The following is a 24084-nucleotide window of genomic DNA, read 5'->3' on the forward strand; positions in this document are numbered from 1 at the left end:
AACTATTCCCCCTTTTCATTTGCTGGTGGGTTGTAAACCCTCTTTCCGAGTTCCGCGTCGAGCATGAGGAGGCCGCTTGGTGAATCCGATGCAAGGCGCACCTTCTGGAGCACTGAACCAGCGGACTCCTCCTCCTCAACCTGCTCTGCAACGAACCACTGGAGGAAATTGTTGGTTGCATGGTCCCTCTCTGAGATCGCAAGGTCAACAAGGTCATTTATGAGCCCCGTGACCTTTCTCTCATGTTCCAGAACATGCTTGGATACCTCCAGCGGTGACTCCCACTCGAATGGTGGTTTCTCTATCTCCTCAAGCACGACCCTTGCACCTCTCTGGACAAGGTAGTCGTAGAACTTCATTGCGTGTGCAAGTTCCTCCTGGGCCTGGACACGCATCCAGTTTGCAAATCCCGGGAGGTCAGAGGCCTCATAGTAGGCGGCCATTGAAAGGTAGAGGTATGCTGAGTAGAGTTCAGCGTTGAGCTGCCTGTTGAGGGCCTCCTGCATCCTCTCACTTACCATTTAATTCACCCCCTATCTCCTTTATCTGAATGGCAAGTTCATCTATCCTCTGAAGGTCCTCCTCACGTGGAAGGCCCTTCACAAGGACTGGTTCAAGGTATTCAAGGTTCAGGTTGGATAGCAGGCCCTTGACCTCGGATTCAATGAGTGTCCCCCATCCATAGGATCCCATAAGTGCAACGTGCTTCACCGGGGGTCTCAGTGCATTCACAAGGTAGAGTGCCGATGCAACCGCGGGGTGGGGCCTTGTGAGCACCGTGGGTGATGCGACAACCAGGACAGAGGCATCCACGAGTTCCGTGAGGAATTCCCCGGTATCGGACTCTGCAACGTTGATGGGTCTTACACTCACACCAAGTTCCATGAGCTTCTCTGTGAGTCTTTCAACCATGATCCCTGTGCTTCCGTGCATGGTGGTATAGGCGATCACCGTTTTACTGCCCCCTGAGGTCCATCTCCGGTATGCATCCATTATGAGGTCGGGTATGGGTACCAGTGGGCCGTGGGATGGTGCTATGAGGGATATGTCAAGGTCCGAGATCTTCCTGATGTTGGATGTGACCATCTGGCTGAAGGGCATCATGATATGGGCGTAGTACCTCTTGGCCTCCCTCAGGAAACCCTCAGGCACCTCCATGATGTCTGATGTTGCAAGGTGTGATCCAAAGAAGTCACAGGTGAAGAGTATCCGCTCCTCCTCAAGGTAGGTTACCATGGTATCAGGCCAGTGCACCCAGGGTGTTACAATGAATCTCAGCGTCCTATCACCCAGGGAGAGTGTCTCGCCATCCTTAACTGCCCTGAAGTTTCCATCGATCCTTAAAAGTTCCCTGAGGAGTTCAATGCAGGCAGGCGTCCCCAGGACCTCTGCGTCAGGGTACATGTCAAGGAGTTCCGGGATTGTACCTGAGTGGTCCTGTTCTGCGTGCTGGGAGATTATGTAATCGATGTCAGTTTCCATTTCCTTTATGATCCCCAGGAATTCACTGCTCTTTGAGGGCTCTGCAGAATCAATGAGTGCCGTGGCACTGCTTCCAGAGACGATGTATGAGTTGTAGCTTGTGCCCCGTGGGAGGGCTACAAGCTCATCGAAGGTCCTCCGGTCCCAGTCAATGATACCGGTGTAGTAAACCCCATCTGCAATTTTTCTGGCTTTCATTTAATCCATCTTCTTGAACTGGTCCTTTCCAACGCCACATACAGGGCATACCCAGTCGTCGGGGAGGTCCTCAAAGGGTGTTCCGGGTTCTATCCCTGATGTGGGGTCTCCCTCTTCAGGGTCGTAGATGTATCCGCACATCTGGCAGACGTATTTGTCCATTTATTCACCTCTCAGTCAAGTGGTTTGAACATCTTCTTCTTTGCACCGCATGACGGGCACCTCCATGTTTCAGGGAGGTCCTCAAACGGTGTTCCTGGTGGTGTGTCTGTCCTTGGTTCGCCCTTCTCAGGGTCGTAGATGTATCCACAAACCCTGCATTTGTATCTTTTCAAGTTTAACACCTTTCTCTTTAATTTTAGGGACACTATATTATTATTACTCTTTAAAAATTTAAAATTATCTATAATGTTTCCATGAGAATCCTTAAATCATCAAATTGCCTCCCTCAGGAAGATCCATTAAGAGGTAGAGAAAACTAAATAAATTGTTGAACAGTAACATGGTTTAAAAATTCAACGAAAAAATCCTTCTAATATTGGCTAAATTTGAAGGTTTCTAAAAAACTTTAATAGTTCCCAAAACGATAATATAAATTGTACCAAAGGTACAAGCAAGACTCAGAGTTGATTTAAATGAAAAGATATCTTCCTTTAATTTTACTGGGTCTTATTGCAATAGCCTTTTCTGGCACGGCCAGTGTATTCACCCTACTTTGGATGGACAATACACATAACAAATGCAAACCTAAACATCAAAAACTGCTTATTCATTAACAACACATCAGGCAATGAGGAGTAATAGCCGCAGACTACTCCACAGTAACCATACAAAACACCACAATCACCAACAACAGAGCATCCTTGGTGGGGCAATAATTGTAAGTATTGTGCTTAATTGCTTGATGTAGAAGTAGAAAGCTTCGAAATAGATCACAGCAATAATTGTAAGTATTGTGCTTAATCGCCCCGAGCCAGCTAAAATCATGTTCTGCAGGATATTCAACAACCCGGACCAGACAGGTGTGAATGTCTGCACAGATAATAGTGCTGTGGATGCCCGATTCAACTGGTGGGGCTCTAACACTCCAGACTTTTCAAAACTCGTCTCAGGAAGTGTAACATATGACCCATGGATCGTCCTGAGCATCAATGTCAACCCCGGCACCGTCCCCATAGGTGGAACATCACAGATAACCGCAGACCTCCACCACGACAGTAAGGGAGCGCTACATGATCCATCTGAAGGATTGATCCCGTACACAGGCCCCGCAAACTTCTCCACAACCCTCGGCTCGATAGACGACACAAACATCACAGACGGCACCGCCACCTCAACACTAACCAGCCTCAACACCAAGGGGATCGCCACAGTATACGCCAGAGTTGACAACGAAACAGTAAACACCACAATCCCAGTCGGGCTGAAACCAGCAACCTTCCAACTAAGCAAATTAACAGTCACACCCACAGCCGGAATAACACCACTGAACATCAGGATTAAAGCCAGAATCACCAACACAGGAGAACTTACCGGCAGCTACACAGCAACCCTCAAGGTAAACCAGGGATCCATACAAAACCAGACAACCACCCTAAACCCCGGAGAAACAAAAACAATCGAATTCACACTAACAATCACCCAACCAGGAACCTACAACGTAACCATCGGCACACTCCCACCAAAACTGGTAACTGCAGGTATAACAATAAACCAGCTTGCAGGAACTGCAAACTGGGTCAGAAGATACTACGTGCTTTACAAAAGACTCCCATCCTCAGTGACAATCTCAGGAAAAAATTCACAATGGCCCAGCTCCTGGACCTCCTTGTACGTGCAACCATCCAGATCAACGCAGGCAACCTGAAACCACTCAGCACACGAACCGTAGGCTACACAGGCTCAACAGGAACCACCAGATCAATCAGACTCTCAAAATCACTTTACATATCCACAGCAATCACATAAGAAACTCAATAAACAGATACGGAAAGGCACCCAAATACGCAACAACCAGGTATGGGAAAATACCCTTCACAAGACTCGTCTACCTCTACAGCAAAGTCCTGGGATTTTATGGAACCTACAAAAGACTCCCCAGCTACGTGAGTATCTAAAAAACCCATTTTCCATTTTTTTCAGGAAAATAGAATAAAATGGAATTTTAATTTTTTTAATTTTTTCAGTCAAAATACTTCATCCTCACCACATTGAAGCCCACAACACACCCAACAAAACCCATCCTCACATAAGGGCTTACAGGGGCATAAACCGCAACTGCAAGTATAAGCACACCCACCACAGTATGGGTTAACAGGTTCTTCCAGTCTGTAAGGTACTCCCGGATTCCTCTAAACACTCTTCTCAACATAACACCTCATACATCGAAATACTATATATCAAATTTTGATATATCAAATAATGACATATCCTTGATATATACCTTTCGGTGAGCAAAAAAGGAAGGTTTATTTAACAAGGAGTACCGGTACCTCAACCGTCTTGAGGGTGGTCTCAGCCACACTGCCCATGAGAAGCTTCTCAAGACCTGAACGCCCATGGGATGCGATAACCACAAGATCCGCCCCTGTCTTCTCAGAGATCTTCTTCATATCATGCGCCGGGCTCCCAAATACCAGGACCTCATCCACCTGGACACCTGCCTCCCTGCCCTTTCTCTGCACAGCCGCCAGGATCTCCTTTCCCTCATCCTCAAGGACATCGAAGGGGTAGATCAGCTTCTCATCAATAACATGCACAGCAACAACCACGGACCCCAGGCGACCTGCAAGTTCAATGGCAAGGTCCTCTGCCTTTGCTGCATACTCTGAACCATCTGTTGGGACCATGATCCTCTCAAACATCACAACCACCTATTCAATCCGCCTCACATGATCCCCCACAACAAAAACTGTGCCACCCACATGGAGGACCGGCTTAACCGATTCAACATCAAGGAGACCATCCCTTATGCACCCGGAGCAGACCGATGCATTCACAACTGAACCCACTATGAGGTTGTGGTCGCCAACCTCACACATCCGGAGGAGTTCACATTCAAGGTGCGCAACCGCCTCGGCTATCCTGGGGGGCTTGACCCTCTCCGATGGAATCCAGTCAAGCCCGGCGGCCTCAAGTTCATTCTCACCCGCCGGGAGATCCCTGGCGGTTATCCACATCTCATCAATTATATCCACCGGCGTTATGTTAAGTACAAACTCATGGGTGTCCTCAACGTTCACTGCGGTGTGGTGGTCCGGTGCAGATGCAAAGGCCACAATCGGGGGGTCAATTGACACCGGCATGGTGAAGGAAAATGGGGCCGCATTTATATTCCCATCCCCATCCACCGTTGTTACAATGACAGTCGGCCTTGGAGTAAGTATTCTGTGCGCATTCTCAACAGGAAAATTCTCAAATTCCACCTATATCACCCCTTAACCCTCTGAAGGTATTTTGCATGGCTCCTTTCAACAAACTCGTCGCAGAGGCCATCTGGTTCCCCGTCCATTACAAGACGGCCGTCCTCAACCATCACAGCCCTCGTGCTGAGCTCCCTTATGAAATCCACATGGTGACTCACCATGATTATGGTTGTCCCGAACTCCATGTTGATCCTCCTGAGGGAGTTTGAAACCATCCTGAGTGTTATGGGGTCAAGGTCCCCGAAGGGCTCATCAAGGACAAGTACATGGGGCCCTGATGCAAGGACAAGGGCAAGGGTCGCCCTCACCCGCTCACCCCCCGATAGTTCATAGGATTTCCTGTCAAGTATGTCCATGGGGAGGTCCAGGGCCCTGAATATGGGTTCAGCATACTTCTTAACCTCACTGTCAGGAAAACTAGGGAAGAGTTCCTCAAGTATCTCAGGTGAGAGGCCAAGTTTCTCAAGCCTGTATCGGGCCTCTGTTTCAGGAAGATCTGTGAGCTGGTAGAGCACATCAAGGACCATGTCACTTATCCCCAGTTCCTCGGCCCTCTTCCTTGCCTCTGCAACGACATGTTCGCCCTTAACACCAAGCCTTGAGGCTATCTGACTCCTTATGGTGGCGTGATGTACAAGGGCAAACTCCTGATGCATGAAACCCATCTTCCTCCTTACGCCCATCCTTTTAACGCCAGGTTCATGCATGTTAACCCATTCACTGTTAAGCCTGAACTCCACCGTACCCTCATCAGGAAGGTCCAGGCCCCCTATCATCCGCAGGAGCACCGTCTTGCCTGCCCCGCTGGGCCCTATTATGGATACTATCTCACCCTCCCTGATATCAAGGTTAACATCTCTCATCTCAAGGACTGCCCCTCCCTTGAGGAGTACAAACCTCTTGGCCAGGTCCCTCACCCTTAGGATCTCCCTCTCTGAGCTGCTGGGTGTGTAGTCAACCGGGGGATCAATGTCCCTCATGAACCTCTCTATGATCCTCCCGGGTTCCCCCTCATCAACGATGCGCCCGTCCTCCATCAGAACCAGCCTGTCTGCAAGGTACTCGTGGACCTCAGGCAGGTGTGAGACCAGCACCACCGTGACACCCAGTTCCCTGTTGATGTTCTTTATGGCATCCAGTATCTCCTGCTTTGTCCCCGGGCATGACATGGTTGCGGGTTCATCAAGAAGGAGTACCCTGGGTTTTTTTGCAAGTTGCCTGGCCATTATGAGCCTCTGCTTCTCGCCACCGCTGAGGACAGGTGCAAAGTGCTCGGCCTTGTGGTCGAGTCCAACCACCCTTAGGAGTTCCATTGCCTCTTCACCGAATTCATCATAGGCGAAGTCAAAGTCTGTCATTGACTCGTCGCCGTATTTTGCAGCGTACAGCTTCCTTATGACATTCTGAAGGGCGGTCTCCGACCAGAGGCCAAATGACCTTTGAAGGTGAATTGCAGTCCTCTTTTTGAGCTTTGAGAAGTAGTACTGTCCTGAATCAGCCTCAACGGTTACATCATCCAGGGTTATCCTCCCTGAATCAAAGGGTTCAACACCCCTCAGGATCCTCAGAAGTGTCGTCTTACCTGAACCGCTCATCCCAATTATTCCCAGTATTTCCCCCTCAGAAACCTCAAGGTTAACATCAGAAAGTGCCCTGAATTCATCTCCATTCTCCAGTTTATAGGTCTTTGTCAGGTTCTCAACCCTTATCATTGCATCACCGCAACATTCCTTCAAGGTTCAATGGATACCAGCTCATGGCAGTGCCTGAAAAACTGCCAGTGAAAATTTCATCTAATCGCTACAGCAATGTGCTGCCATGAATATATACTAGAACCACTATAGTTCTAATAGTTTTACTGACATAATAACCTTTATGCGGTGATATGAATGAGGGGATTGCTGGTTGGAAGGATGCAGCCATTCCACCGGGGACACCTCCAGGTTATAAAGAGGGTTCTCGGGGAGGTTGATGAACTCATAATATGTATCGGGAGCGCCCAGCTGAGCCACAGCCTCAGGGACCCCTTCACAGCCGGTGAGAGGGTGATGATGCTGACCAAGGCACTCAGCGAGAACGGTATCCCCGCATCAAGCTACTACATCATACCCGTCCAGGACATAGAGTGCAACGCCCTCTGGGTTGCACATATAAAGATGCTGACACCCCCATTTGACAGGGTATACAGTGGAAACCCCCTTGTCCAGCGGCTCTTCAGTGAGGACGGATATGAGGTGACTGCACCCCCACTGTTCTACAGGGACAGGTACTCAGGTACAGAGGTGAGACGGAGGATGCTGGATGATGGTGACTGGCGCTCACTCCTTCCAGACTCAGTGGTTGAGGTTATAGAGGAGATAAATGGTGTTGAAAGAATAAAACACCTTGCAAAAAAGGAAGTTAGTGAACTGGTGTAGGTGTCAGAAATGATGGTCATGGTGACAGATGAAAAGGAGGCCTTCAGAATGGATGACCTCCTGGAACATGTGAAGAAGAGCCCCTACCTTGATGAATGCGGAGCAGTGTTCACCTTTGAGGGCATCGTCCGTGGTGTTGATGATGAGAGGACAGAGAAACTTGTACTCACAACACCAGACATTGAAAAGGCCCAGAGGGAACTGGAGGGGATAGTAAAGGATGTGATGGAGAAGTACCCTGTGAGGGACGTGGCAGTTGTGCACTACGTTGGGGAGTTCTATGTATCTGAGACCCTCTTCATGGTTGCGGTTGCAGGACCCCACCGCGGGGAAACCCTTGAGGCCCTCCAGGAGATAATCGAGAGGACAAAATACGAAATAGACTTCAAAAAGGAGGAGTACACCACCAGTGGCAGGAATGTTATCATGTCAGGCGGCTAGGGGTCTTAAAAGATGAAATTCGTAAGGGACAGCGTCCACGGCAACCTGAAACTCACCGAATTTGAGGTGAGGGTTGTTGACACCCCCCAGTTTCAGAGGCTCAGGAGGATAAAGCAGCTGGGATTCACAAATCTGATATACCCCGGGGCAAACCATTCAAGGTTTGAACACTCCATAGGGGCCATGTACCTGGCATCGAGGCTGGCAGAGCACCTCAACCTTGGACCTGAAAAGAAGAGTATACTGAGGCTCTGCGCCCTCCTCCATGATGTGGGTCACGGTCCATTCTCACATGTATCAGAGGGGGTCCTTGAAAGGTCCCATGAGAGCCTCACAAGGGAACTCATAAGGGAATCTGTGCTCGGTGAGATAATATCAGAGGAGTTCGACCTTGAACAGGTTATGAGGATACTGAGGGGTGAGGGTGTCCTTGGACAGGCGATCAACGGGGAGCTTGACGTTGACAGGATGGATTACCTTCTGCGGGACTCCCACTACACAGGGGTGGCCTACGGTATAATAGACGTTGAAAGGCTGATATACAATATGAAGATGGAGAACGACCTTGTCCTTGACAGGAAGGGTGTTCAGGCCGCAGAGTCCGCCCTGCTTGCAAGGTACTTCATGTACCCCAGCGTCTACCAGCACCACACCACGAGGATCGTGAACTCCATGTTCAGGAGGTGCCTCAGGAGCCTCATATCTGAGGGGGTGCTCGATGAGTCCCGGATATACCGGTATGACGACATGGACCTCATCGTCATGTGCAGGGAACAGGAGGGCCTTGCAGGTGATATGATACGGAGACTGGATAACCGTGACCTCCTCAAGACCGTGGACTCTGTGAAGCTCAATGAATTAGAGGACCCCCAGAGGGTATTCAGGATCACAGATGCTGAGATAAGAAAGGCCGAGAGGGAGATCGCAGAGGACATGGACCTGGACCCTGATTATGTTGTGGTTAACCTTCCAGAGTACCCTGCATTTGATGAGATGAGGACCCAGGTTTCTGTGGGGGACTCCATCGTGAACCTGAGCCATATCTCAAGCCTCGTGGGGGCGCTGAAGGAGGCGAGGTTCAACCATGCAGATATCTGTGTTTATGTGCCCCGCGAATCCGCCGAGGCATTCAGGGAATTCAGCCTCCACGACTACATGGATCTCCCTGAAAGAAGAACGGCACACCCCCGGCAGCTCCGACTCACGGTACCTGATTACCTTAAATTCAGATAAATAATACTCGATTATGATTAAAATCAGCCAAGATTCAGATGAATTCTCATCAGAAAAGATGATCACCCATAAAACACTCAGAAGTGATTCAGATGATAATACTGGCAATGACAGGTGCAAGCGGCGTTATCTACGGGGATAGAATACTGAGGGCCCTGAAGGACGCCGGGGTAAATGTTGGACTCATGATAACCGATACTGCACGTGATATAATCAGATACGAACTTGAAAGAGACCCTGAAACCCTTGAGGAGATGGCTGATGAGTGCTTTGATTCTGATGACTTCACATCAGCGGTTAACAGTGGCTCCTCCAGTTTCAGTGCCATGGTCATAGCGCCGTGCACAATGAAGACCCTATCAGCTATAGCCAACGGATATGCAGGCAATGCACTCACAAGGGCCGCTGACGTGTGTCTCAAGGAGAGGCGTAAACTGGTCCTTGTGCCAAGGGAGACACCTCTTAGAAGCGTACACATTGAGAACATGCTCAGTGTCTCAAGGGAAGGGGGTATAATACTCCCTGCAATGCCCGGATTCTACCACAGACCATCATCAATAGAGGAGATCGCCGACTTCATAGCTGGTAAGGTGCTCGACGTCCTGGGGATAGAGAATGAACTCTTCAGAAGGTGGAGCGGTGAGGACATGAAAAGGCCTTAAAGCCGGTACTTCATGTTCACAATGCACTTATTCACAGAAAAGTGAGGATATGAAAAGGTCTTAAAGTGAGTGCAACGGTGGTGTGAGTTGATACCTGACCATGAATTCATAAAGAACCCCTCTGTACCGGGACCAACAGCTATGGAGGTTAGGTGCCTCCTTATGTGCCTTGCAGATCCCCGGAAAGGGGACATCGCGGTTGATGTGGGTTGTGGAACCGGTGGAGTGACCCTTGAACTTTCAAGGAGGGCTGGAAGGGTCTATGCAATCGATAAAAGCCCCGATGCAATTTCAACAACGGAGATGAACCTTAAAAAGCATGGGCTGGGAGATAACGTCACACTGATATGTGGTGATGCAGTGGAAGCTCTCTCTGAAATTGATGCACTGGACATTGCCGTGATCGGGGGAAGCGGCGGTAGACTTGGAGAAATACTTGAAGTGGTTACAGATAAACTTAGAGATGGTGGAAGGATCCTTATAACATCAATACTCCTTGAGACAAGGTGCGAGGCCGTGAAGTGCCTGCGGGAGCTTGGATTCAATGTTAACATAACCGAACTGAGCATAACAAGGGGCCGTGTACTTGAAAGGGGGACCATGATGGTTTCAAAGAACCCCATCGCAGTGATTTACACGGAGAATCAGATTAAGATTCTCAGGTGATGATATGAACTCAAGGCTAAACTGGAAATTCAGGCTGGGGATTCTGCTTGTACTTGTATCAGCCTCCATCTACCTTCTCCTATACCTCATATTCCATAAGCCAGAGACTGAACTCTTCTATATAGGTATAGACCTTGCATTTGTGCCCCTGGAAATTCTGATAGTCGTTATAATCGTGGAGGCCGCTATATCCCGGCGGGAACTTGTTGAGAGACTCGAAAAACTCAACATGGTCGTGGGGGCGTTTTTCAGTGAGGTGGGCACCGAATTCCTTAAGAATGTATCTCCATTTGAGTCAAATAAAGATAGGATTGCATCAAAACTTAAGATAGATGCATCATGGAGTCCAGATGACTTTAAGGGAATGCTCAGTGAGATAAGGGGATGCGAATTTGATTTTGAGATTGGTTCAGATGAAAGTGTTGAACTCCTCGAGTACCTCAGAGTTTTCCTCACGTCCAGGAGGAAGTTTCTCCTGGGGCTTCTTGAAAACCCCAATCTACTTGAGCATGAAAGCTTCACAGACATGCTCTGGGCTGTCTTTCATCTCATGGAGGAACTTGAGGCACGAGAGGACCTCTCATCTCTACCTCCCACAGACTATGAGCACCTGGCAGGTGACCTCCAGAGGGCCTACTCTGCAGTTGTGTCCGAGTGGCTGGGATACATGGAGCACCTCAGTGAAAACTATCCATACCTCTTCTCACTTGCAGTGAGGAAGAACCCCTTCAACAGGGATGCGAGGGTGGAAATTCTTGAGTGATGATCTCAGTACACTGGAGAATTTACCCTAACTGAGGCCCCATAAGAAGAATATAAGGATACACATTCATTCATATTTTAATTTAAATTTTTAATAATGCTTTGTTTTGAAAATAAAATCGTATAACTTATATATTATGAGGAAGAGATTATAAAAAAACTCCAATGGTTGGTATCCATGGAACGTTTGACCCTTGAGCAGTATAGGGAAATGGTTAATGAGATAATTGAATTCAAGAATCTGTACGGGTCTTTACCGGAATATGCCCTCGTCGATGGGAAGAAAATCCACAAAGAACACTACATCGACATGATCGAGAGGGTAAATAAGTTTGTTCTTGAGATGGGAAGGAATCCCCGCACGGTTGACATCAGATCCTGAGGTCCTCCGGTCGGTTGAAGTTCCTGAAACTCCGAAGGGTTGGATCCAGACTGATAGCGTCGATGCGGCAGGATTCAATGGAGTCAAGGAGAACCCTAACTCTCCTTTCATTTTTGGCGAGCAGACCCTCTATATGGTCCCTTATTTTTACCGAGTAGATTGAGTGTAGCGGCTCGGGTAGACCATCCCTGCAGGGTACAATGGCATCACACCTATCCCCCATCACCCTGAAGGCATCCCTCATATTCAGGAGAAATTCCCTGGTAACAAGGGGGGAGTCACAGGGGAGAAAGAGGGCCGCGGAACCTGATATTCTTCCAAGGGCCGTGAATATACCCCCCAGCGGGCCGACACCAGGCAACTCATCTATGAGGACTCTGATACTGGAATCAAGAAGATCCCTGTAATTACCTGCCTGTCTGCTGTCACGGAAGACCACGACCACCTCACTGAAATATTCCAGGAGTTTATCTGTTATTATCTCAATGAAGGACCTTCCATCCATCACAAGAAGGCCCTTATCTGATCCCATCCTCCTGCCCATTCCCCCGCAGAGGACCACAGCGGAGTTCAGTTCACGGTTCTTCATTGGCTGAAATTATAGAAATGATTATTTGAGGGTGGGGTAGTTGGGGCTTTCATTGGTTATGAGGAGGTCGTGCGGGTGGCTCTCCTTGATACCGCTTGAGGTTATCCTCACAAGCTTTGCCTTCTCCTTCATCTCACCGAGATCTGCGGCACCACAGTATCCCATTGAGGCCCTGAGACCTCCGATTAGCTGGAACAGGACCTCGCTCACCGTTCCCTTATAGGGGACAACCCCCTCAACACCTTCAGGGACGACCTTGGTGTGTTTCATGTGTCCCTTGGGCTCCTGGAAGTACCTGTCTGTCCCGGCACCTATACCCCCTGTCATTGCACCCAGGGACCCCATACCACGGTACTGCTTGTACTTACGACCATTCATAACAACAACGTCCCCCGGGGCCTCATAGGTACCTGCAAGTAGGTTCCCGAGCATGACACAGTCCGCCCCAACAGCCACTGCCTTTGCAATATCCCCTGAGTACCTTATACCACCATCGGCGATCACAGGAACATCGTACTCTGCTGCCACATCAGCCACCTCGGCTATGGCGGTGAGCTGCGGCACACCCACACCTGCAATTATCCTTGTGGTGCACATTGACCCGGGACCTATACCAACCTTGAGGCCATCAACGTCCTGTGCGATGAGGTCCTCTGCAGCCTCCCTGGTTGCGATGTTACCCACTATGAGGTCCGCGTCTATCTCCCTCTTCATTTTCCCGGCACTCTTAACAAGGTTCATGTTGTGTCCGTGGGCGCTGTCGATTGCCAGTATATCTGCCCCTGCCTCATCAAGTGCATGGGCCCTTTCAAGGTCAAATGGCCCTGTGGCTGCTGCAACCATGAGGTAACCTTCACTGTCCCTTGATGCATTGGGGTACCTCTTCCTCTCAAGTATATCCTTCATGGTGAGTATACCAACGATCTTCCCGTCCTTCACAACAGGGAGCCTTTCAACCTTGTTCTCGTAGGCTATGTCAAGGGCCTCTGATGGAGTTACCGATTCATCAACCGTGACGACATCCCTTGTCATCACCTGGTCAACCTTTCTGTCGGCCTCGGAGTTGAATATGGGCTCAATGTCCCTCCGGCTTATGATACCTATGAGTATTCCATCCTCAACCACGGGCAGCCCGCTGATCTCCTCCTGATCCATTATCTCATGGGCCTCCCTGAGGGTGGAGTCCGGTGATATGGTTATAACATCCCTTATGGTGAGGTCACCGGACCTCTTGACCTTCTTGACCTGCTCCACCTGGTCCCTGATGCTCATGTTTCTGTGGATAACACCCATTCCGCCCTCCTGGGCCATTGCGATGGCCATCTCATACTCTGTAACTGTGTCCATCGCAGAGCTTATTATGGGTATTTTGAGTCTGATATTCCTTGATACCCTTCCAGATGTCTCCACATCCTTCGGTTCCACATATGATGCCTGGGGAAGAAGGAGAAAATCATCAAATGTGTAACCGGTTTCTGCTTCCTTCAATTTTTTCATGTACATTATTAACCACCTGAGAGGCCGCCAGAGTTATTTTAAAAGCTTTCTATCAGTTCCTTGAGTTCCCTCACAGCTGTTCTGTGGATTCTACCGATGTTGCGGTCTCCGCCAATACATGCTGCACCCCTTATGCCGACCACATCACATCCAATATCATAGAGTGGTTTGAGGTGCTCCCTTCCAACGGACCCTGCGAGGGCGGATTTCAGTCCATGGTCCCTGGTTTCTGAGACAAATGATTCCAGCTGTTCCATGTCCATGAAATCGAAAAGTGACTTACCATCCTTCACAGCGGTGTCAAGCATTGCAAGGTCAGCCCCTGAATCTGCGGCGACGCGGGGTATCTCCATTGGGTCCACTGCACCCACACGGTGGGCGTCGGCGTAGCCGGCTGCAACGACGATTGCGTCGGATTCATCCTTAACTGCCCTCACAACGTTCTTCATGACATCAACCGCCTCTTCATAGTTCTTTGTCCCGTAGAGGCCGACCTTTATGTAGTCTGCACCTGATACAAGGGCACCCATGGCTGCCAGCGCCACGGTCCCTGGCTTGTAGGGCACATCACCCAGGGTGGCGCTCACAAGCATCTCATCGGGTGTCATCTCCCTGACCCAGCGGATAACCCAGGGGAAGTTGGCCCCGAGAGATCCCTCACTGGGGTTCTTAACGTCAACTATGTCTGCACCGCCTTCTATGGCTTCAAGTGCCTCCTCTGTGTTAACTGGACTTATCAATAGAAGCAAACCAATAACCTCCTGGTAAAAATTATGGAATGATATCCCAAGAAACATTACATGATAATTTTTTTAATTTATCTAGAACAGCACCCTTTTATACCTTTCTTTTCAGAGTGGTGAACCCCTTCTTCTTATCCTCTCAGCCACCCTCAGATGTGAGCTGTGGTAGAGGCCTGCGGCATTGCACTCCCTCCTGAGTTTCTCCATGAGAGAGGATGTTGGCGTCCCCACCGGGCACTTCTCTGTGCAGAGGCCGCAGAGGGTGCACATGTAGAGTCCTGATTCAACCGCTGTTTCCCTATCAGCAAGGAAGGAACTCATAACAACGCCCCTTCCCCCAAGGTACCCCCTGTACCCGAACCTGTTCCCAATTGCATTGTAAACCGGGCAGCTCACTATACAGCTGCCGCAGCCTATGCAGAGGAGGGCCTCAGGGTAAGCCGAGGATCTGCCATTATCCACTGCAACTGCAATGACCCTTGATGCCCCGTACATGCCCCTTAGGAGCATCTTTTCTATATCTGCGGTCTTTGATGGTCCCGAGATCACATTGATGTAGGAGGGGACCCCTGTACCTGTCGCATAGGCGGTCTCGAGTTTCACAACTGACACCGCATCCTCTATTTCAGGTACAAACTTATCTATCCCGAATACTAGTATGTGGGTGTCCATGAGGGATAGCCTTCCCACATTACCCTCATTGTGGACTATCACAGCCGCTCCATCATGTGCTGCAACGGAATTTGCCCCTGACACTCCCGTTGTGCAGGATTCGATTTTGCTGAGGATATCCTCCCTTACAGCAGCCATTATCTCATATGGATCATCTGAAATATCAACCCCCAGCCTATCCCTTACTATCCCAGCTATTTCAGAAACTCCCAGGTGAAGTGCCGGTCCAACAGGATGTGCTGGTTTCTTAATCCCTGCAAGCTGAAGTATCCGATCCCCCAGATCAGTCTCAATGACCCTCACACCCTTCCTCCGGAGATAATCAGAAAGGCCTATCTCGGATAGGGTGTTGGATTTGGACTTTGCAACAGTATCCCAATCAAGTGACTCATGAATTATCCTGCAGGCCTCATCTGCATCCTCTGCAAGATGGAATTCAATGCCGTTTTCCATTAAACGCCTGGAAGCCTCGGATATGAGATCATCCATTTTTTCAACTGCCAGTTCACGTATCTCCGCCACCCTATCTCTGAGTACATCAAGTTCTGGAGTGTCAAGGAGTCCAGTACGCCTCTCATCAAGTTTGCTGAAGGATATCCTCATCTGACGGATCTCATCGTCATTCAACCTTTATCCTCCCTGACGATCTCTGATAGAAGCTCTGTTATGTCCATTACCCTCATGGAGGTGGATTCAAGGTTCAGGCGGCAGAATGGGCAGGATGTGCAGAGTATATCTGCCCCTGTCCTCTCAGCCTCATCTATGCGTGATGACGCAACCATGGCTGATATGTCCCTGTGGGCTGACCTCAAGCCGCCCCCGGCCCCGCAGCACCTTGAGTCACTACCATGGTGCTCCATTTCCCTGAAATCTGTAAACACCTTTAAAATCTCCCTGGTGGCGTCCTTCTCGTCTGTGTGCCTTGATAGGTGACAGGGGTCATGGTATGTCACCCTCATGGCGGTTTTATCAAATTCAATGTCCCCTGTATTTACAAGGTCAAGGATAACCTGTGAGATGTGCTTCACCCCTATGCTGTAACCCATACTCCTGTAGTCCTCGTTGAGTGTCCGGTAGCATCCAGCGCATGATACGATAACTTCCTTTCCCTGGAGCATTTTCCCTGTCCTCTTAATCTGTCTTTCAGCGTCCTTCAGAAATCCTGTTCTGAGGAGTACTGATCCGCAGCAAGTTTCATCATCCATAACCCTGTATTCAAGCCCTGCTGCCTGGAGGATTTTCTCTGTGGCCCTTTCTATTTCTGTGAGCCTCTCCCTTGCAAGACATCCCCTGAAGTAGATAACCATGATATCAGTTATGCCAAAGGCTCTATTAATATGTTGGAGTTTTCAGAAAAAATGAAATGTCCTCTGCTTTAGAAGGAAATGTTACCATCTCAAAGAGAAGATCAACTACCTGTAACCTCTTTCAGGATTTTCTCAAGTTTTTTCCCGATTGCATCTGCACTGTAATCCCTGAAAACATCTGATGCCTCCTTTGTGAGTCTTCTGTGGATTTCACTGTCAGATAAAAGTGTTCCGAGTTTATCTGCCAGGTCCTTCCAGTTGCAGGGTTCAAAGAAGAGTCCACCCATCTCCCTGCTTGCCTCCATTACAGGAGGTATCCTGGAAGCCACGAAGGGTGTCCCGCATCCCATTGCCTCCACAACGACTATTCCGAAACCCTCCACCACGCTTGGAAGGCAGAAGACCCAGGACTCCGCTATAACCCTCAGGACATCCTCATGTTTCTCCACGAATCCCAGAAACTCAACCCTATCATCCACTCCCAGCTCAGCTGCAAGGTCCCGGAGCTCCCCCTCCAGTGGACCCGTACCTATTATTCTGCACTTCAGATCAGGGAACTCTTCTGCGAGAACTGAAACCGCCCTTATGAGGTCCCCCACTCTCTTGTATTCAACTAGCCTTGAAACGCATGCAATGGATGGGCTTGTGGTTTTCTCAACCAGCGGCGGACTGAAGTCCACCATGTTGTGGACTACTGAGACCCTCTGCCAGGGGTACCTCTCAAGTATCTTCCTGGCTGTGTACTCTGACACCGCTATTATCCTGTCGAACCTCCTTGAGAGGGTGTATCTTTCAAGTATCTCGCCGAGTATTCCTGAAAAACCGATGTTTCTGAGCCATTCACCGATCCAGACATCATGGTAACGTGCCAGGGCCTTCGCATTCGTTTTCCCTGCTATCATCCAGGCCAAAGGATGTGTTATGAAATTGTACCCTATAACAGCGTCAGGTTCAAGTTTCAGGCCCTCCCTGTAGGCCGACAGCATGAATGAGAGCCTCTCACCTATGGAGCCTGCCTGAACATAGGACCTCATGGGACCGCAGCAGATGACATTCATGTTGCCGCTGGTGTATCCATCAGGGTTTTCAGGCGTCCTTGATGTTAGGACCGTCACATCATGCTTCTCTGATAATTTAAGGGCCTCTTTGAATGCACAGGCCTCTGCACCGCCCCTTATGTCGAGTTTCTCACCTGCTGGAAAGTACTCTGTCACGATACATATTCTCATATCAATCACTGAAACGTGGAGGTGGATCTAGTCATCATCCCCTCTAAGTGCAATCTCATGTACAAGCTCTGTTATCTCCTGCTGTAGCCTGTCCACCATGAGGTATATTCTGAAGAGAAGGTAATAGGCCCCGAGTATGCCTATTATAAGGAGAAAATCAAGTCCCCTCCCTATTCCAAGGATGTTCGCGATTTCAGTCGAAAAGGAGGGTCTCAGTGAGAAGAATATGACGGAAAACCAGAGTATCAGCCACAGTATGAGGCCGCCAGGGGATGTCCTTGAATCCCTGAACCTCAGAATAGAGATCAGTATCCCTGCAATTCCAATTAAAATTCCCAGAACCTGGTATATCATGAACCCACCGCCTTTAAATATTCACATGTAGAAAACCTAAATCTTCCGGAATATATTGAGCAGAAGCCTCAGGAGTATCCTTATACCCACCGACGTACTTGTGCCCTTGGCAATTGTCTCAGGAGTGTATATTGTCCTTATGGTAACCTCACCCATCCTGAGGTCATTCCTGCGGATCTCCCCGATGATCTCCGATGAGACACCGTAGCCCCTGCTTTTTATATCAATAAGTGATGCCGCCCTGGATGTGAATGCCCTGAGACCTGACTGGGAATCCGAGACCCTGCACCCATAGAAGAGGAGGGTGAGAAGGTTCATTATGGTGTTCCCAAGGTTCCTTGAGAGTGGCATATCCGTGAAATCTCTCCTTCCAATAACCACATCTGCAGAACCCTCCAGGAGAGGTTTTAAGACCCTTTCAATGTCGTCGGGGTCATGCTGCCCATCGGCATCGAAGGTCACCACGTAGTCTGCCCCCTCCTTCAGGGCAGCCCGCAGACCCGTCCTGAGGGCCGCCCCGAGGCCCCTGTTTATGACGTGGGTATAGACTGACACCCCTTCATTCCTGGAGGACATCCTCTTGAGTATCTCTGGAGTTGAGTCCCTTGAGCCGTCGTCAACCACCAGAACCCTGTAACCCCTTTCAAGAAGGGCCTTCAGAACATCCTCTATGGTCTTCTCCTCATTATAGGCAGGCACAACCACAGTGACATTCCCTGGTATCGATTCCATTGGCATTCACTCATACCTCAGTTAGCCATGAATTTTCATGGGATTATGGCATGGTACAGTCGAAAAGCGAATACTCATACCTCAATTAACCATGAATCTTCATTGCAAGAGACGCTACCCTTTTTCCGGTGTTCCTGGCCGTATCAATACCTGCAGTATCCTCTGCAGAGTCCCCCTTTGCACCTCCGACACCTGTACCCCCATAGTGGGCTGTTGGTGCCGCATCACCCACGACAACAGCCTCATGTATCAGGAAGAAGTTGTGTATATCGCCACATGCGGTCTCCTGGCCGCCGTTCCTTGAGCCCCCAACGGTTACTGCCCCCCCAACCTTATCTGATAATCTGAAATTGCTCCTGAGGGGCCTTGTCCTGTCCATGAACATCTTGGTCTGGGCTGTTACAGAGCCAAAGTACACCGGGCTCCCGATTATTATCCCATCAGCGTCTGCTGCAAGCTCAATCACCTCATTGAGGTCATCATCGATCTCGCATTCCCCTTTAGTCTTACATGAGTCACAGGCCCTGCAGGGGTTTATATCCCTACCAGCGAGCCTCACAAGCTCGGTTTCAGCACCCTCACTGGCAGCGGCCTCAAGGGCCTCCCTGAGCAGAATCTCAGTGTTACCATTTTTTCTTGGACTTCCACAGATTCCAATAACCTTAACCATCAGATACACCTCCAATTTTTAGAGGGGCCCCACATCAGGTTTGCCCTCACGCATACCCATCCCTGCATCACGTGTCAGCCTCTCTGGCCTGAAGAGCATCATGATGAGGTTCTGGGCATGTTCCCTTGCCCTGTTATCTGCAAGGACCTTTAGATCCTCGGGGTTATCCTCCTCATCCTCATGGACAAATACCTCAAGTATATGGGTGTTTGTCATGAGCTGAGCCTGTATGAGGCCAGTGGATGCCTCATGGGCACATACCTTATCCTTCTCCTCTGGACCGGGCATCCCGAGGGCCATGACCATCTCACAGCCCTCCTCCTCGATTAATTTTTTGCAGGCCACTGGAAGATCCTTTATCCCGGGGACCGTTCTCCTTATGATCTTTATACCTGTGGCATGCTTTTTAATCTCATCGATTGCAGCCCCTCCCATGTCATACCTTGCAAATGTTGTGTCACAGATCCCGACCCTTATCATGATATCACCCTATTTCAGCTGGTCACGGAGTTTCTTCCTGGCCTCCCCGATGGTGAGGGGGTATGGTTCCCTGAACGGGAGGTCATCCTCCTTCTGAAGTATCTCCACCAGATGCGCTATCCTTGGAAGACGGAGGTTGGCTCCCCTTATGGTGTCTATATCTGAGAAAACATCTCCGGGTGTTCCCTCACTTATTATCTCTCCCCCGCTTATTATGTATATCCTGTCCGAGTAGAGGGGTGCCAGGTCAACATCATGGGTGGATATGATTATGGTCATGCCCTCCTCATTCAGCTCATGGAGCAGTCTGAGTATCTGCGATGCCCCGCGGGGGTCAAGGCCAGAGGTTGGCTCATCAAGTATCATTATATCAGGTTTCATGGCGAGTATACCTGCTATTGCAACCCTCTTCTTCTCACCCCCGCTCAGGTGGTGGGGGGGCCTGTCCTCGTAGCCAGACATCCCCACCTTCCGCAGGGCGTCCTTAACCCTCTCCTCAACCTCGTCCTCATCAAGTCCCATATTGAGGGGTCCGAATGCAACGTCCTCGTCAACCCTTGGTGCGAACAGCTGGTCATCAGGATTCTGGAATACGATTCCAACCTTCTGTCTGACTTCTATGAGCCCTGATTTGCTGTAGTCGATTTCCTTCCCATCCACCAGTACCTTCCCGCTGGTTGGCTGCAGTATGCCATTGAAGTGAAGGAAGAGTGTGGACTTTCCTGCGCCGTTGGGGCCAAGAAGGGCCACCACCTCACCCTTTTTTGCATGGAAATTTATACCCTTCAGAGCCTGGGTGCCATCCGGGTAGGTGTACCTGATATTTACTGCCTCAATAATCTTCATGTTCACACCACTGGAAACTGACCATATGATGAATAGTGTTCATTTAATATTTAACTGTGCCCCGGTGGTGATCTTCTGGGCAGATCAGAAGATGCCGCCCCTTGAAGTGAAAAGAAGCCCCACTAAAAGTAAGCCATCAAATAATACTAACATAACCGCTTCACGGGTTCCAATGGACTGCCTTCTGATGGATGGAATTGTCCCCTGATAGCACCTCGCCTCCATGGAACGGTAAACCGTTTCACCCCTCAGCCAGGACCTTATAAAGAGGTTACCTGCAAGGAGCCCCATGGACCTGTAGGAATTTTTAATACCACTGTAACCGAGCCTTGAATCCTGGGCATGGTACATCACTGAAGCCTCCTCAATGAAAACAAATACTGACCTGTACATGAGGAGGGCTATCTCAATGAAAGCCGCTGGAAGACCCAGCCTTCCAAGTTCATGGAAGACCTCATTGAGGGGTGTTGTGAGTGCAAGGAATGCAAGGCAAGAAAAACCACCGAGTATCCTTGAGAATACGAGAATACCTGTCTGCAGGCCGTCACTGTAGACCCTGAGGCCCATGAATGTTACAAGGGGGTCCACACCAAAGAATAGCGCCATGAGCACGAGTGTCAGGACACCGAATCCCACCGGGATGGCGGCAAACCGCAGGTAGTATGAGGCGGGTATATCCGCTGCAAAGAGAATCAGGAGTGTCATTAAAAATGTGATGATGAGGGGTATAACAGGGTTTGGTGATAGGACTGAAATGAGCATCGTGATAATGGCCAGGGCCATCTTAAAGCCCGGGCTCATGTTTCTGAGGCCATTGGTATGTGCATAGTGGTCAACAGATATGTTCATCGTCCTTCACCATGAAAAAAATTTTATTCAGGGGATTCTCCCCTCCCCCTGTAGTAGCCAAATACGTATCCGATTATGAGGGCGCCTATGGCGGCCTGGAGAGCAAATAGCAGGCTCTCTATCTCACCACTCGGCGGCTCCCATATTGGCTGGAACCAGGGTTCATATCCTGTTTCAGATATTGCCTCGCCGGCACTGTCATCTGCCCCCCCAAAGTATCCCTGATCCTCTCCAAGTCCACTGTAGATTACAAGGGGTGCTATGGCAATAACCGCAACTGCAATAAGCATTATGATATGTCTTTTATCCATTTTAACCCTCCACAGCAGGTTTTCCTATAACCTGAAGTTTCTCCATTATATCAGGCTTGAGCTTGAGGATGTTCTCAAATATCACCACGGTGAGAAGGCCCTCAGCAACCGCCAGTGGGAGCTGGGTGTAGGCGAATATCACCATGAACTTCATAAGGGCCTCCATGAACCCTGGTTTGGGGAATGCAACCGCAAGCTGGATGGATGTTGTCACATAGGTCATCAGGTCCCCCAGAAATGCTGCAAGGAAGACCGCTGCAGATGATGGTATGGCTGACCTTGTGATCCTGTAGATTCCCCATGCACAGACCGGGCCAATGATACCCATGGAGAACACGTTTGCACCCAGGGTTGTTATGCCACCATGGGCAAGGAGCAGCGCCTGGAATATGAGAACAATGAGTGCCATGACAGATGTGACTGCAGGGCCGAAGAGCACGGCCCCGAGCCCATTACCTGTGGGGTGTGAACAGCTACCGGTTACAGATGGAAGTTTAAGGGATGATAGGACAAACATGAACGCGCCGCTAACTGCAAGAAGCGGTTTTGCCTCGGGCCTCTCATCTGAAATCCTTATTATCCTGATTAAACCATAAACTATGACAGGTGCCGATAGAAGATACCAGAAGAGACACCATTCCGGTGGCAGGAATCCTTCCATGATATGCAATTTATCACCTTCTTGAATCTTTCTAAAGTAAACTTTAAGATCTGAGTATATAATATTTTCTATAATTTCTGACTTAAATTAAAGTTTTCTTGAGAGGCGTGCCTGCACTGATGGATAAGGACATCCAGTCACACCATCAAACACATTACATCCCAGAAAAATAGATAACATAACTCCAATAGAGTGGTTAGCATGAAAATCAAAAACAGACTCATCCTTGCAATGGACCTCATGGACTCCGGTGAAGCCCTCAGGGTCACAGGGGAGGTCTACGAATACATTGACACGGTTAAGATAGGTTACCCCCTGGTACTCTCTGCGGGTATTGAGGTTATCGGGGACTTCAGGGAGAACTTTGGGTGCAGGGTGATAGCCGATTTCAAGGTGGCGGATATACCTGAAACCAATGAGAAGATATGCAGGGCCACCTTCGGGGCGGGGGCCGATGCGGTGATAGTCCATGGATTCACAGGTGCAGATAGTGTAAGTGCATGCCTGGATGTTGCAGATGAAATGAAAAGAGAGGTTTTCCTGCTGACAGAGATGTCACATCCAGGTGCAGAGATGTTCCTACAGGGATCTGCAGATAGAATAGCAGAAATGGGCGTTGAACTGGGTGTTAAAAACTATGTGGGCCCCTCAACAAGGATAGAGAGGCTTTCAAGACTCAGGGAGATCATCGGCCCCGAAGCATTCCTCATATCCCCCGGCGTGGGTGCCCAGGGTGGAGACCCATCTGAAACACTGAAATTTGCAGATGCTGTGATCGTTGGAAGGTCAATCTACCTTTCAGAGGACCCTGCTGCTGCTGCAGGTGAGATTCTGGATGCAATAAGAGGTGAATAATTCATTTTAACTTTTAGTGTTCCTAAGACCATATAGTCAGACCATTTATCCACCTACTACCTACAAAAGAACATGTCAACTCTTAAATCCTTATTGTTCCTGCAATTTCATAGGCGACCTCAAAGAGTATGAAAAAGAGGACCGTTGCAGGACCAAAACCGGTATCTGAAACTTCAAGGAGTGAAATAACAGCAAGGAGGACTATTACAGCCTTGAGGGAGAACCTGTAATCAAAGAAAAACCTGAAAAAACGGCCCTTTTCGTATACCCCTGGGTTATCGTTACCATATTCATCAATATATGCCCCTGCTGTACATGCAACAAGAGCCGGGATGCTCAGTGGAGGCACTTCCCCAAAAAAAAGGACCAGAAAAAATACCGCGGCGGCGAGCACGTGGCTGGGGCAGTCTATCTTACATGATAGAAGGGTACCCGCAAATATCCCGAGGAATATACATGCAGCAGCCGTATCAGCGGTGGAGAGAACACCAGATGAAAGCCCGCAGAGGGCGCCGGCAACCATGCCTGTGAGGGGCCTTCCCCACTCATCCTCGGCGTCATCCGCAACCTTCATCAGGAAACCTGAAACAGGAAAAAGAAGTTCAATCATGAAAGGACCTC

33 protein-coding genes are annotated in these 24084 nt (G+C 49.4%); 10 read left to right on the forward strand and 23 right to left on the reverse strand.

Annotated features, from left to right (window positions below; all coding sequences use genetic code 11):
* Window positions 1-2: 2 nt before the first annotated feature.
* Genes QFX39_RS08575 through QFX39_RS08590 form a run of 4 tightly spaced genes read right to left on the reverse strand, consistent with a single transcriptional unit; the run spans window position 3 to window position 2015 of the window.
* Window positions 3-521: a ferritin gene (locus QFX39_RS08575; protein WP_048174980.1), complete on the reverse strand. Its 519-nt coding sequence runs from the start codon at window positions 519-521 to the stop codon at window positions 3-5.
* On the reverse strand, window positions 511-1680 hold the full coding sequence (locus QFX39_RS08580) for an FprA family A-type flavoprotein (RefSeq protein ID WP_300479543.1): 1170 nt from the start codon (window positions 1678-1680) through the stop codon (window positions 511-513). The genes QFX39_RS08575 and QFX39_RS08580 overlap by 11 nt, the downstream gene beginning before the upstream one ends.
* Window positions 1681-1842 (reverse strand): rubredoxin, encoded by a 162-nt coding sequence (rd, locus tag QFX39_RS08585; RefSeq protein ID WP_300479545.1) that lies wholly within the window; start codon window positions 1840-1842, stop codon window positions 1681-1683.
* Between the two features lie 11 nt (window positions 1843-1853).
* Window positions 1854-2015: a rubredoxin gene (locus QFX39_RS08590; RefSeq protein ID WP_013295425.1), complete on the reverse strand. Its 162-nt coding sequence runs from the start codon at window positions 2013-2015 to the stop codon at window positions 1854-1856.
* Window positions 2016-2665: 650 nt separating this feature from the next.
* Between QFX39_RS08590 and QFX39_RS08595 the strand changes: the two genes are divergently transcribed.
* The gene (locus QFX39_RS08595) at window positions 2666-3547 is read left to right on the forward strand and encodes a CARDB domain-containing protein (RefSeq protein ID WP_300479550.1); all 882 of its coding nucleotides are present in this window, start codon (window positions 2666-2668) and stop codon (window positions 3545-3547) included.
* Between the two features lie 160 nt (window positions 3548-3707).
* Window positions 3708-3797: a pseudomurein-binding repeat-containing protein gene (locus tag QFX39_RS09025; RefSeq protein ID WP_367185390.1), complete on the forward strand. Its 90-nt coding sequence runs from the start codon at window positions 3708-3710 to the stop codon at window positions 3795-3797.
* Between the two features lie 65 nt (window positions 3798-3862).
* On the opposite strand, the gene QFX39_RS08600 is transcribed toward QFX39_RS09025, so the two are convergent.
* The 4 genes from QFX39_RS08600 to QFX39_RS08615 all read right to left on the reverse strand — a co-directional run bounded on the left by QFX39_RS08600 (window position 3863) and on the right by QFX39_RS08615 (window position 6817).
* Window positions 3863-4048, reverse strand: a complete 186-nt coding sequence (locus QFX39_RS08600) for a hypothetical protein (RefSeq protein ID WP_013295423.1) — start codon at window positions 4046-4048, stop codon at window positions 3863-3865.
* Window positions 4049-4148: 100 nt separating this feature from the next.
* On the reverse strand, window positions 4149-4544 hold the full coding sequence (locus QFX39_RS08605) for a universal stress protein (protein ID WP_147671023.1): 396 nt from the start codon (window positions 4542-4544) through the stop codon (window positions 4149-4151).
* 9 nt (window positions 4545-4553) lie between these two features.
* Window positions 4554-5105, reverse strand: coding sequence for a flavin reductase family protein (locus QFX39_RS08610; protein ID WP_300479554.1), 552 nt, complete (start codon window positions 5103-5105; stop codon window positions 4554-4556).
* Window positions 5106-5110: 5 nt separating this feature from the next.
* Window positions 5111-6817: an ABC transporter ATP-binding protein gene (locus tag QFX39_RS08615; protein WP_300479557.1), complete on the reverse strand. Its 1707-nt coding sequence runs from the start codon at window positions 6815-6817 to the stop codon at window positions 5111-5113.
* Window positions 6818-6994: 177 nt separating this feature from the next.
* On the opposite strand from QFX39_RS08615, the gene QFX39_RS08620 reads away from it, so the two are divergent.
* From QFX39_RS08620 to QFX39_RS08650, 7 genes are all read left to right on the forward strand, one after another.
* On the forward strand, window positions 6995-7522 hold the full coding sequence (locus tag QFX39_RS08620; protein WP_013295419.1) for a nicotinamide-nucleotide adenylyltransferase: 528 nt from the start codon (window positions 6995-6997) through the stop codon (window positions 7520-7522).
* 9 nt (window positions 7523-7531) lie between these two features.
* The gene (locus QFX39_RS08625; RefSeq protein WP_300479561.1) at window positions 7532-7963 is read left to right on the forward strand and encodes a molybdenum cofactor biosynthesis protein MoaE; all 432 of its coding nucleotides are present in this window, start codon (window positions 7532-7534) and stop codon (window positions 7961-7963) included.
* Between the two features lie 12 nt (window positions 7964-7975).
* Window positions 7976-9196 (forward strand): HD domain-containing protein, encoded by a 1221-nt coding sequence (locus QFX39_RS08630; RefSeq protein WP_300479564.1) that lies wholly within the window; start codon window positions 7976-7978, stop codon window positions 9194-9196.
* Between the two features lie 92 nt (window positions 9197-9288).
* Entirely contained in the window at window positions 9289-9858 is a 570-nt protein-coding gene (locus tag QFX39_RS08635; RefSeq protein WP_300479567.1) for a UbiX family flavin prenyltransferase, read from the forward strand.
* Window positions 9859-9945: 87 nt separating this feature from the next.
* Window positions 9946-10524 (forward strand): precorrin-6Y C5,15-methyltransferase (decarboxylating) subunit CbiT, encoded by a 579-nt coding sequence (cbiT, locus tag QFX39_RS08640; RefSeq protein ID WP_300479570.1) that lies wholly within the window; start codon window positions 9946-9948, stop codon window positions 10522-10524.
* A gap of 4 nt (window positions 10525-10528) precedes the next feature.
* The gene (locus QFX39_RS08645) at window positions 10529-11287 is read left to right on the forward strand and encodes a hypothetical protein (RefSeq protein ID WP_300479573.1); all 759 of its coding nucleotides are present in this window, start codon (window positions 10529-10531) and stop codon (window positions 11285-11287) included.
* Between the two features lie 177 nt (window positions 11288-11464).
* Window positions 11465-11668 carry a pseudomurein-binding repeat-containing protein gene (locus QFX39_RS08650; protein ID WP_013295413.1) on the forward strand — a complete coding sequence of 68 codons (204 nt, stop codon included), beginning with the start codon at window positions 11465-11467 and terminating at the stop codon, window positions 11666-11668.
* On the opposite strand, the gene QFX39_RS08655 is transcribed toward QFX39_RS08650, so the two are convergent.
* The 14 genes from QFX39_RS08655 to cbiM form a co-directional block, all read right to left on the reverse strand.
* Window positions 11658-12257, reverse strand: coding sequence for a molybdenum cofactor guanylyltransferase (locus QFX39_RS08655; protein WP_300479577.1), 600 nt, complete (start codon window positions 12255-12257; stop codon window positions 11658-11660). The genes QFX39_RS08650 and QFX39_RS08655 overlap by 11 nt on opposite strands.
* Before the next feature lie 21 nt (window positions 12258-12278).
* Window positions 12279-13760 carry an IMP dehydrogenase gene (gene guaB / locus QFX39_RS08660; protein ID WP_300479579.1) on the reverse strand — a complete coding sequence of 494 codons (1482 nt, stop codon included), beginning with the start codon at window positions 13758-13760 and terminating at the stop codon, window positions 12279-12281.
* 32 nt (window positions 13761-13792) lie between these two features.
* Complete coding sequence (locus tag QFX39_RS08665) at window positions 13793-14503, reverse strand: (5-formylfuran-3-yl)methyl phosphate synthase (RefSeq protein ID WP_300479581.1); 711 nt, start codon at window positions 14501-14503, stop codon at window positions 13793-13795.
* Window positions 14504-14605: 102 nt separating this feature from the next.
* Window positions 14606-15796, reverse strand: coding sequence for an LUD domain-containing protein (locus QFX39_RS08670; RefSeq protein WP_300479584.1), 1191 nt, complete (start codon window positions 15794-15796; stop codon window positions 14606-14608).
* Window positions 15793-16476: a heterodisulfide reductase-related iron-sulfur binding cluster gene (locus QFX39_RS08675; protein ID WP_300479587.1), complete on the reverse strand. Its 684-nt coding sequence runs from the start codon at window positions 16474-16476 to the stop codon at window positions 15793-15795. The genes QFX39_RS08670 and QFX39_RS08675 overlap by 4 nt, the downstream gene beginning before the upstream one ends.
* A gap of 101 nt (window positions 16477-16577) precedes the next feature.
* On the reverse strand, window positions 16578-17705 hold the full coding sequence (locus QFX39_RS08680) for a glycosyltransferase family 4 protein (protein WP_300479687.1): 1128 nt from the start codon (window positions 17703-17705) through the stop codon (window positions 16578-16580).
* A 27-nt stretch (window positions 17706-17732) separates the two neighbouring features.
* A complete protein-coding gene (locus tag QFX39_RS08685; protein WP_300479590.1) occupies window positions 17733-18059 on the reverse strand; it encodes a DUF2304 family protein in 327 nt (108 codons plus the stop codon).
* Between the two features lie 36 nt (window positions 18060-18095).
* Entirely contained in the window at window positions 18096-18791 is a 696-nt protein-coding gene (locus tag QFX39_RS08690) for a glycosyltransferase family 2 protein (RefSeq protein ID WP_300479731.1), read from the reverse strand.
* An 85-nt stretch (window positions 18792-18876) separates the two neighbouring features.
* Window positions 18877-19461 (reverse strand): flavodoxin family protein, encoded by a 585-nt coding sequence (locus tag QFX39_RS08695; RefSeq protein WP_300479593.1) that lies wholly within the window; start codon window positions 19459-19461, stop codon window positions 18877-18879.
* A gap of 18 nt (window positions 19462-19479) precedes the next feature.
* Window positions 19480-19938, reverse strand: a complete 459-nt coding sequence (ribC, locus tag QFX39_RS08700) for a riboflavin synthase (protein ID WP_300479734.1) — start codon at window positions 19936-19938, stop codon at window positions 19480-19482.
* Window positions 19939-19950: 12 nt separating this feature from the next.
* Entirely contained in the window at window positions 19951-20787 is an 837-nt protein-coding gene (locus QFX39_RS08705; protein WP_300479596.1) for an ATP-binding cassette domain-containing protein, read from the reverse strand.
* Between the two features lie 84 nt (window positions 20788-20871).
* Window positions 20872-21636, reverse strand: a complete 765-nt coding sequence (gene cbiQ, locus QFX39_RS08710) for a cobalt ECF transporter T component CbiQ (RefSeq protein ID WP_300479599.1) — start codon at window positions 21634-21636, stop codon at window positions 20872-20874.
* A gap of 23 nt (window positions 21637-21659) precedes the next feature.
* On the reverse strand, window positions 21660-21947 hold the full coding sequence (locus QFX39_RS08715; RefSeq protein WP_300479604.1) for an energy-coupling factor ABC transporter substrate-binding protein: 288 nt from the start codon (window positions 21945-21947) through the stop codon (window positions 21660-21662).
* Window position 21948: 1 nt separating this feature from the next.
* Complete coding sequence (cbiM, locus tag QFX39_RS08720; protein WP_300479607.1) at window positions 21949-22617, reverse strand: cobalt ECF transporter S component CbiM; 669 nt, start codon at window positions 22615-22617, stop codon at window positions 21949-21951.
* A gap of 192 nt (window positions 22618-22809) precedes the next feature.
* Between cbiM and pyrF the strand changes: the two genes are divergently transcribed.
* Window positions 22810-23463 (forward strand): orotidine-5'-phosphate decarboxylase, encoded by a 654-nt coding sequence (pyrF, locus tag QFX39_RS08725; RefSeq protein ID WP_300479610.1) that lies wholly within the window; start codon window positions 22810-22812, stop codon window positions 23461-23463.
* Window positions 23464-23545: 82 nt separating this feature from the next.
* Here pyrF and QFX39_RS08730 read toward each other — a convergent pair whose 3' ends face one another.
* Window positions 23546-24073 (reverse strand): hypothetical protein, encoded by a 528-nt coding sequence (locus QFX39_RS08730; protein ID WP_300479612.1) that lies wholly within the window; start codon window positions 24071-24073, stop codon window positions 23546-23548.
* Window positions 24074-24084: the final 11 nt, after the last annotated feature.

It is taken from the genome of Methanothermobacter sp. (assembly GCF_030055425.1).
Lineage (GTDB): Archaea > Methanobacteriota > Methanobacteria > Methanobacteriales > Methanothermobacteraceae > Methanothermobacter.

Excerpts from the sequence above, each read along its gene's own strand:
- QFX39_RS08705 (WP_300479596.1), bottom strand. The coding sequence starts at position 20,787 with ATGAAGATTATTGAGGCAGTAAATATCAGGTACACCTACCCGGATGGC.
- rd (WP_300479545.1), bottom strand. The coding sequence starts at position 1,842 with ATGGACAAATACGTCTGCCAGATGTGCGGATACATCTACGACCCTGAA.
- QFX39_RS08625 (WP_300479561.1), top strand. The coding sequence starts at position 7,532 with ATGATGGTCATGGTGACAGATGAAAAGGAGGCCTTCAGAATGGATGAC.
- QFX39_RS08655 (WP_300479577.1), bottom strand. The coding sequence starts at position 12,257 with ATGAAGAACCGTGAACTGAACTCCGCTGTGGTCCTCTGCGGGGGAATG.
- QFX39_RS08580 (WP_300479543.1), bottom strand. The coding sequence starts at position 1,680 with ATGAAAGCCAGAAAAATTGCAGATGGGGTTTACTACACCGGTATCATT.
- QFX39_RS08575 (WP_048174980.1), bottom strand. The coding sequence starts at position 521 with ATGGTAAGTGAGAGGATGCAGGAGGCCCTCAACAGGCAGCTCAACGCT.
- QFX39_RS08695 (WP_300479593.1), bottom strand. The coding sequence starts at position 19,461 with ATGGTTAAGGTTATTGGAATCTGTGGAAGTCCAAGAAAAAATGGTAAC.
- QFX39_RS08730 (WP_300479612.1), bottom strand. The coding sequence starts at position 24,073 with ATGATTGAACTTCTTTTTCCTGTTTCAGGTTTCCTGATGAAGGTTGCG.
- QFX39_RS08690 (WP_300479731.1), bottom strand. The coding sequence starts at position 18,791 with ATGGAATCGATACCAGGGAATGTCACTGTGGTTGTGCCTGCCTATAAT.
- QFX39_RS08680 (WP_300479687.1), bottom strand. The coding sequence starts at position 17,705 with ATGAGAATATGTATCGTGACAGAGTACTTTCCAGCAGGTGAGAAACTC.
- guaB (WP_300479579.1), bottom strand. The coding sequence starts at position 13,760 with ATGTACATGAAAAAATTGAAGGAAGCAGAAACCGGTTACACATTTGAT.
- QFX39_RS08650 (WP_013295413.1), top strand. The coding sequence starts at position 11,465 with ATGGAACGTTTGACCCTTGAGCAGTATAGGGAAATGGTTAATGAGATA.
- QFX39_RS08715 (WP_300479604.1), bottom strand. The coding sequence starts at position 21,947 with ATGGATAAAAGACATATCATAATGCTTATTGCAGTTGCGGTTATTGCC.
- QFX39_RS08615 (WP_300479557.1), bottom strand. The coding sequence starts at position 6,817 with ATGATAAGGGTTGAGAACCTGACAAAGACCTATAAACTGGAGAATGGA.
- QFX39_RS08630 (WP_300479564.1), top strand. The coding sequence starts at position 7,976 with ATGAAATTCGTAAGGGACAGCGTCCACGGCAACCTGAAACTCACCGAA.
- QFX39_RS08620 (WP_013295419.1), top strand. The coding sequence starts at position 6,995 with ATGAGGGGATTGCTGGTTGGAAGGATGCAGCCATTCCACCGGGGACAC.
- QFX39_RS08675 (WP_300479587.1), bottom strand. The coding sequence starts at position 16,476 with ATGGTTATCTACTTCAGGGGATGTCTTGCAAGGGAGAGGCTCACAGAA.
- QFX39_RS08595 (WP_300479550.1), top strand. The coding sequence starts at position 2,666 with ATGTTCTGCAGGATATTCAACAACCCGGACCAGACAGGTGTGAATGTC.
- QFX39_RS08645 (WP_300479573.1), top strand. The coding sequence starts at position 10,529 with ATGAACTCAAGGCTAAACTGGAAATTCAGGCTGGGGATTCTGCTTGTA.
- QFX39_RS08635 (WP_300479567.1), top strand. The coding sequence starts at position 9,289 with ATGATAATACTGGCAATGACAGGTGCAAGCGGCGTTATCTACGGGGAT.
- pyrF (WP_300479610.1), top strand. The coding sequence starts at position 22,810 with ATGAAAATCAAAAACAGACTCATCCTTGCAATGGACCTCATGGACTCC.
- QFX39_RS08685 (WP_300479590.1), bottom strand. The coding sequence starts at position 18,059 with ATGATATACCAGGTTCTGGGAATTTTAATTGGAATTGCAGGGATACTG.
- cbiQ (WP_300479599.1), bottom strand. The coding sequence starts at position 21,636 with ATGAACATATCTGTTGACCACTATGCACATACCAATGGCCTCAGAAAC.
- QFX39_RS08605 (WP_147671023.1), bottom strand. The coding sequence starts at position 4,544 with ATGTTTGAGAGGATCATGGTCCCAACAGATGGTTCAGAGTATGCAGCA.